The 7,579-nt window shown below is 72.3% G+C and carries 1 pseudogene; it reads left to right on the plus strand.

Annotation, left to right across the window (positions count from 1 at the left end):
* Positions 1-30: 30 nt before the first annotated feature.
* A pseudogene (locus RIN75_RS05440) lies at positions 31-7,578 on the plus strand (amino acid adenylation domain-containing protein); the annotation flags it as partial.
* Position 7,579 lies beyond the last annotated feature (1 nt).

Consider the following 7,579-nt stretch of genomic DNA (forward strand, 5'->3'; position numbering starts at 1 on the left):
GTTCCGCTCGCGATGACGTCTGCCCAAAATCTGCCGGGACTCGTGGCCGCGCAGGTCGACCGGACCCCGGACGCCCCCGCGGTGGTGTCCGCGGCGGGCGCGGTGAGCTACCGCGAACTCGACGCCCGCGCCAACCGGTTGGCGCACCTGCTTCGCGGGAAGGGCGCGCGGCCGGAGCGGGTGGTGGCGATCGCCCTGCCGCGGTCGGTGGACAACGTCGTCGCCCGGCTCGCAGTCCTCAAAACCGGTGCCGCCTACCTGCCGGTGGACCCGGCGTACCCGGCCGAGCGCATCGAGTTCATGCTCGCCGACGCCGACCCGCTCCTGGTCCTCGACGGCCCGCTGGACACCGATGGCCAGCCCGACACCGATCCCGGCGTGGCGATCCACCCCGACTCGCCCGCCTACGTCATCTACACCTCCGGCTCGACCGGCCGGCCCAAGGGCGTGGTGGTCACCCACCGCGGGCTGCCGGCGTTCGCGCACGCCGAGATCGCGCACTTCGACGTGCGGCCCGGCGACCGGGTCCTCCAGTTCAGCTCCCCCAGCTTCGACGCGTCCGTGCTGGAACTCTGCATGGCGCTGCCCGCCGGCGCGGCCTTGGTCGTCCCCCCTCCCGGCCCATTGCTCGGCGAGCAACTAGCGGACGTGGTCGACGAGTTCGGCGTGACCCACGCGCTCATCCCTCCCGTGGCGCTCGCGACCGTCCCCGACCGACCATTGCCCACCTTCCGCTGCCTCATCGTCGGCGGTGACGCCTGCGCACCCGACCTCGTCGCCCGGTGGTCGGGAGGCCGGCGGATGATCAACGCCTACGGCCCCACCGAGTCCACCGTGGTCACCAGCTGGAGCGACCCCCTGGTACCGGGCGGCACCCCGCCCATCGGCCGACCGATCCCGGGCACCGAAGTCCGCGTGCTGGACGACGAACTCCACCCGACCGCCGAGGGCGAGCTGTACGTGACGGGCGTGGGCCTGGCGCGCGGCTACCTGCGCCGACCCGGCCTCACCGCGTCCCGCTTCGTGGCCGACCCGTTCGGCCCACCCGGGTCCCGCATGTACCGGACCGGGGACGTGGTGCGGGTCAAGCCGGACGGCGAGCTGGAGTTCGTCGGCCGCGCCGACCACCAGGTCAAGATCCGGGGCTTCCGGGTCGAGCCCGGCGAGATCGAGGCGCTGCTGCGCGAACACCCGGCGGTGCGCCAAGCCGCGGTGATCGCCCGCGACGAGCCCAAGCGCCTGGTGGCCTACGTGGTCGGCGACACCGCAGGGCTGCGCGACTACCTCGCGGCGACCCTCCCGGACTACATGGTGCCGGCGGCGTTCGTCGCCCTCGACGCCTTCCCGCTGTCGCCCAACGGAAAGCTCGACCGGTCAGCGCTGCCCGCCCCAGTCGTGGGCATCACCGCAGAGGACTTCATCGCCCCCCGCACGGACGCCGAACGCGAGGTGGCCGAGGTGTGGCAGGACGTCCTCGGCATCCCCCGAATCGGCGTGCACGACGACTTCTTCGCCCTGGGCGGCGACTCGATCCGCGCCGTCCGGGCGCTCGCACGGCTGGGCGGCCTGCCGGTCCGGGCGATGTTCGAGCACCGCACCGTCGAGGCACTGGCCACAGCACTGCCCGCACACACCCCGATCCCCAAGGTTCCACGCAACCGCCCGTTACCGCTCTCCCCCGCCCAGCGCCGCCTGTTCTCCCTCGACGGCACCGCCGAGCAGAACACCGGCGTGGGCCTGCGGCTGACCGGACCACTGGACGTCGGCCGCCTGGAGTCCGCGCTGGACGCGCTGGCCCGCCGCCACGACGCCCTGCGCACCACCTTCGACGTCATCGACGGCGAGCCGATGCAGATGGTCGCCGAACACGGCACGATCCCGCTGATCATCGGCGACGAGCGCGAACTGTGCGCGCCGTTCGACCTGCGGCGCGGCCCGCTGACCCGCGCGGTCCTCAAGCCGCTGGGCCCCGATGACCACGTCCTCATCCTGGTGCAGCACCACATCGTGACCGACGGCTGGTCCGTGGCCGTGCTAATCGACGAACTGGCCGACCTCTACGCGGGCGTCGAACCCGCCGCGCCGACCGCCCAGTACCCCGACTTCGCGGTCTGGGACGCCGACCGCCCGCACCAGGACGCGGCCCACTGGCTGGAACGGCTGGCCGGCATCGAGGCGCTGGACCTCCCGACCGACCGGCCCCGCCCGGCCCTGCGCACCACCTCGGGTGCCGTCCTGCGCAGAGCCCTGCCGCGCGACCTGGTGGACAGGCTGACCTCCGTAGGCCGCGCGCACGACGCCACCCTGTTCACCACCCTCACCGCCGCCGTCCAAGTGCTGCTGTCCGCCAGGGCGCGGCAACGGGACATCGCGGTCGGCACCGTCACCTCCGGCCGCGACCACGCCGACCTCGACCGGGCGGTCGGGTTCTTCGTGCGCACGCTGGTCCTGCGCTCGTGGGTCGACCCGGACCTGCCGTTCACCGCGTTCCTCGACCAGGTCCGCGGCACCGTCCTGGAGGCGTTCGAGCACGAGGACGTGCCGTTCGACCGGCTGGTGGCCGAACTGGGCCTCGCCCCCGACCCCAGCCGCACGCCCCTGGTCCAAGCGGTCGTGGCGTTGCAGCAACCCCTGGTCAAGCGCGAGGACTTCGGCGGTCTGACCGTCACCGAACACGACCTGCCCCGCCCGAACGCCCGGTTCGACCTGGTGGTCGAGTTCTGGCCGCGCGACGACTCCCTCACCCTCACCGTCGAGTACAACACCGACCTGTTCGACGCCGGAACGATCGAACGCCTCGCCCAAGACCTCGACACCCTCCTCCACGACGTCGTCGAGCACCCCGACAAGCCGCTGAAGTCGTTGGTGGAGCTGGACTTCCCGCCCGACGACACGGTTCGCGTGCGCGGCCTGCGGGTCGATCTCGCCGAGGTGGAGGCGACCCTGAAACGGCACCACGAGGTCGCCGACGCCGTCGTGGTCCCGGTCGACGGCCGGTTGGTCGCCTACGTGACGCCGCCGGTGAACCCGGCCGCCCTCAAGGGTTTCGCGGGCCAGACCCTGCCCGCGCACGCCATCCCGGCGACGTTCGTCGGCCTGCACCGGCTGAACCGCGCCGACCTGCCCGCCCCGCCCCGGGGAACCGACGCCCACGTCGCGCCGCGCACGCCCACCGAGGCCGTGCTGGCGGACGTGTTCGCCGAGGTGCTGGGCGCGGCGAAGGTCGGCGTGCGGGACAACTTCTTCGCGCTGGGCGGCGACTCCATCCTGGGCATCCAGGTGGTCACCAAGGCCCGCGCGGCCGGGCTCGTGCTGACCTCGCGGGACATCTTCGCCCACCAGACGATCGCCGCGCTCGCCCCGCACGTCACCCGCGACCTGCCGCCGGACGCCGACCAGGACCCCGTCACCGGCGAGGCGCCCCTGACGCCGATCCAGAAGTGGTTCCTGGACACCGGTTCCACGCTGTTCGAGCAGTCTTTGATCGTCGACCTGGACGAAGACGTCACCGAATCCGCGCTGAACGACGCCGTCGCCGCCCTGGTCGAGCACCACGACGCCCTGCGCATGAGGTTCGAGCCCGACCGGCAGGTCAACCGGCCAGTCGGGTGCCCGGACCCGTTCCTGCGCGCGGAGATCGTCGGCTCCCGGTCCGTCCGGCTGACCGCGCACCACCTGGTGGTCGACGGAGTGTCGTGGCGCGTCCTGGCCGAGGACCTGGTCACCGTCCTGCACGGGAAACCGTTGGGGCGCAAGACGACGTCGTTCCGCGACTGGGCGCGCCGACTGGCCGAGCACACCCGGGCCGGCGGGTTCGACGACGAACTCCCGTACTGGTCGGCCGTCTCCGGCGGCGAGATCCCCACCGACCGGCACGGCCCCAACACCTTCGCGACCGAGCGCGAGGTGACCGTTCGACTGTCCGAAGAGGACACCACCGCCCTGCTGCGGGACGTGCCGGACGTCTACCGGACGCAGGTGAACGACGTGCTGCTGACCGTCCTGAGCCGGGTGCTGGCCGACTGGACCGGCCGTGACCGGGTCGTGGTGGACCTGGAGGGCCACGGCCGCGAGGAATTGTTCGACGACGTGGACCTGTCCCGCACGGTCGGCTGGTTCACCACCGTCTACCCGGTCGCTTTGAACGTGCGGAACGACTGGGGCGCGGCCCTCAAGTCTGTGAAGGAGCAGCTGCGGGCCGTGCCGCGCCGAGGCATCGGCTGCGGTGCGCTGCGCCGGCTCGCGGGCGGCCCGGCGTGCGACCCGGCCGTGGGCTTCAACTACCTGGGCCGGTTCGACGGGGGCGGGCGAGACCTGGACCTGACCGCCGACCCGGACATGCCGCGCCCGCACCTGCTCGACGTCGTCGGCCGCGTGCAGGACGGCCGGCTGGAGGTCACCTGGCACTACAGCGACGCCAACCACGACGGGTCCACCGTCGCGCGCCTGGCCGAGGCCTACGCGGCGGCGCTGCGGGCGGTCATCGCGCACTGCGCGGAACCGGGCGCGGGCGGTCGGACGCCGTCGGACTTCCCGCTGGCGCGCCTGACCCAGCAGCAGGTGGACCGGATCACCGGCGAGGACGCCTACCCGCTCACCCCGATGCAGGCGGGCATGGTGTTCCACGGCCTGGACGCGACGCCGGAAACAGCGCGATCAGACACCCGCGTGTACTTCCAGCAGATCACGTTCGTCGTGGACGGGGTGCCTGACTCGGCGGCGTTCGCCCGTGCCTGGCAGCGGGTCGTGGACCGGACGCCCGTGCTGCGGTCGAGCGTGCTGTGGGACGACGTGCCCGAGCCGTTGCAGGTGGTGCACGAGCACGCCGACGTGCCGTTCACCTTCCTGGACTGGAGCGGGCTGGACGACGCCGAGCGGGCCGAGCGGCTGCGGGTGTTCCTGGCGCAGGACCGGGCGCTGGGCATCGACCTGTCCGTGCCGCCGCTCACGCGGGTGGCGGTGGTCCGGCTGGCGCCGGAGACCGTGCGGGTGGTGTGGACGTTCCACCACGTGCTGCTCGACGGGTGGAGCGTGTTCCAGGTGCTGTCGGACGTGCTGGGCGAGCCCGCCGAGCGCCGGCCGTTCCGGGACTACGTGGCGTGGCTCGCGGCGCAGGACGACGAGGCCGCCGAACGCCACTGGCGGGACGTGCTGGGCACGTTCGACTCGCCGACCCCGCTGCCCGCCGACCGGCCGTCGACCGGCCCGGCCGCGACCTCCGCCCGGCACGCCGTGGAGTTGACCCCCGAGGACTCGACACGGCTCTACGAGTTCGCCCGCACCCACGGACTCACGGTGAACACGCTGGTCCAAGCCGCGTGGGCGCTGCTGCTGGCGCGGTCGTCGGGGCAGCGGGACGTGTGCTTCGGCGCGACCGTGTCCGGCCGGCCCGCGGACCTGCCGGGCGCGGACGCGATCACCGGCATCTTCATCAACACGCTGCCGGTGCGGGTCCGGGTCGACGGCGCCCGGCCGGTGGTGGCGTGGCTGCGGGAGTTGCAGGAGCAGCAGGCGGAGTCGCGGCGGTTCGAGCACGTGCCGCTGACCCGGCTGCGGTCGTGGAGCGCGGTGCCGGAGGGCGCGAACCTGTTCGACAGCGCGGTGGTGTTCGAGAACTACCCCGTGGAGCTGGGCGACGGGATGGGGCTGCGGGAGATCGAGGCCGTGGAGACCACGAGCTTCCCGTTGAGCGCCACGGTGTACCCGCGGGAGCGCCTGTCCGTGCTGCTGGGCTACGAGCCCGCGATGTTCGACGCGGACACGGTCGTCCGGTTGGGTGCGCGGCTGATGTCGTTGCTGGTGGGCCTGGTCGCGGACGCCGAGCGGCCGGTGGCGCGGGTGCCGTGGCTGTCGGACGAGGAACGTCATCAGGTCCTGGTGGGGTGGAACGGCAGCGTGACCAGCACCGCCACCACGACGATCCCCGAGGCGTTCGCCGCCCAGGCGTTGAAGACCCCGGACGCGGTCGCGGTGACGTTCGACGGGTCGGCCCTGACCTACCGGGAGTTGGACGAGCGGGCGAACCGGTTGGCGCACCACCTGATCGCGGCCGGCGCGGGTCCGGAACGCCTGGTGGCGTTGACGTTCGACCGTTCGGCGGACCTGGTCGTGGCCGTGCTGGGGGTGCTCAAGTCCGGAGCGGCCTACCTGCCGGTCGACCCGGCCTACCCGCCGGAGCGCATCGCGGGCACGATCGCGGATGCCAAGCCGGTCGTGGTTCTCGACCGCCTGCCCGATCTGTCCGGTTATCCATCGACTGCACCAAAGACGTTGCTGCGGCCGGAGAACCCGGCGTACGTCATCTACACGTCCGGGTCCACGGGCAAGCCCAAGGGCGTGATCATCCCGCACACCAACGTGATCCGGCTGTTCACGGCGACGGACCACTGGTTCGGGTTCGGCCCGCAAGACGTTTGGACCCTGTTCCACAGCTACGCCTTCGACTTCTCGGTCTGGGAACTCTGGGGACCGCTCCTGCACGGCGGACGACTCGTCGTGGTGCCCTACGACGTCTCCCGGTCACCGAAGGACTTCGCGCGGCTGCTCAAGGACGAGGGCGTGACGGTGCTCAACCAGACGCCGTCGGCGTTCTACCAGCTCATCCCCGAACAGCCCGACACCCCTCGGGTGATCTTCGGCGGCGAGGCCCTGGACCTGGACAAGACCAAGGACTGGCAGGGCACCGGAACCTTGATCAACATGTACGGCATCACCGAGACCACCGTCCACGTCACCTACACCGAGGCGGACGGCACGGTCGGCGTGCCCATCCCCGACCTGCGGGTCTACGTGCTGGACGAAGACCTTCAGCCGGTGCCGCCCGGCGTCGTCGGCGAGATGTACGTGGCCGGACCGGGACTCGCGCGCGGGTACCTCGACCGGCCGGGGCTGACCGCCTCGCGGTTCGTCGCGAACCCGTTCGGCGCTGCGGGTTCCCGCATGTACCGCAGCGGCGACCTGGCCGTGTGGCGGGACGGCCGGCTGCGCTACCTGGGCCGGGCGGACCACCAGGTCAAGATCCGGGGCTTCCGGGTCGAGCCCGGTGAGATCGAGGTGGTGCTGAACGCGCATCCCCGGGTCGCCCAGGTCGTTGTGCTGGAACAGGACCAGCGTTTGGTCGCGTACTACGTGCCGAGCGGGGACGTGCGGGTTTCGGAGCTGCGCGACCACGCCTCGGCCGTGCTGCCGGCGCACATGGTCCCGTCGGCGTTCGTGGCGCTGGACCGGCTGCCGCTCAACGCCAACGGCAAGTTGGACCGCGTCGCGCTCCCCGCGCCCGAGCGCGACGCGGTCACCTCCACCGAGTACGTGGCCCCGCGCACGGAGACCGAGGAGGCCATCGCCGCCATCTGGGCGGAGGTGCTCGACGTCGACCGGGTCGGGGTGGAGGACAGCTTCTTCGCGCTGGGCGGCGACTCGATCCGCAGCCTGCGCATCACGTCCCGGACCAAGGCGGCGTTCGACGTCGACCTGTCGCCACGCGACGTGCTGACCGCCCGCACCGTGGCCGGCCTCGCCTGCCTGGTCGAGGAACTGGTGCTGGCCGACCTCGAAGCCCTCGTCGACCGGGAAGCGTGAG

This window comes from Saccharothrix sp. (assembly GCF_031180885.1).
GTDB lineage: Bacteria > Actinomycetota > Actinomycetes > Mycobacteriales > Pseudonocardiaceae > Actinosynnema.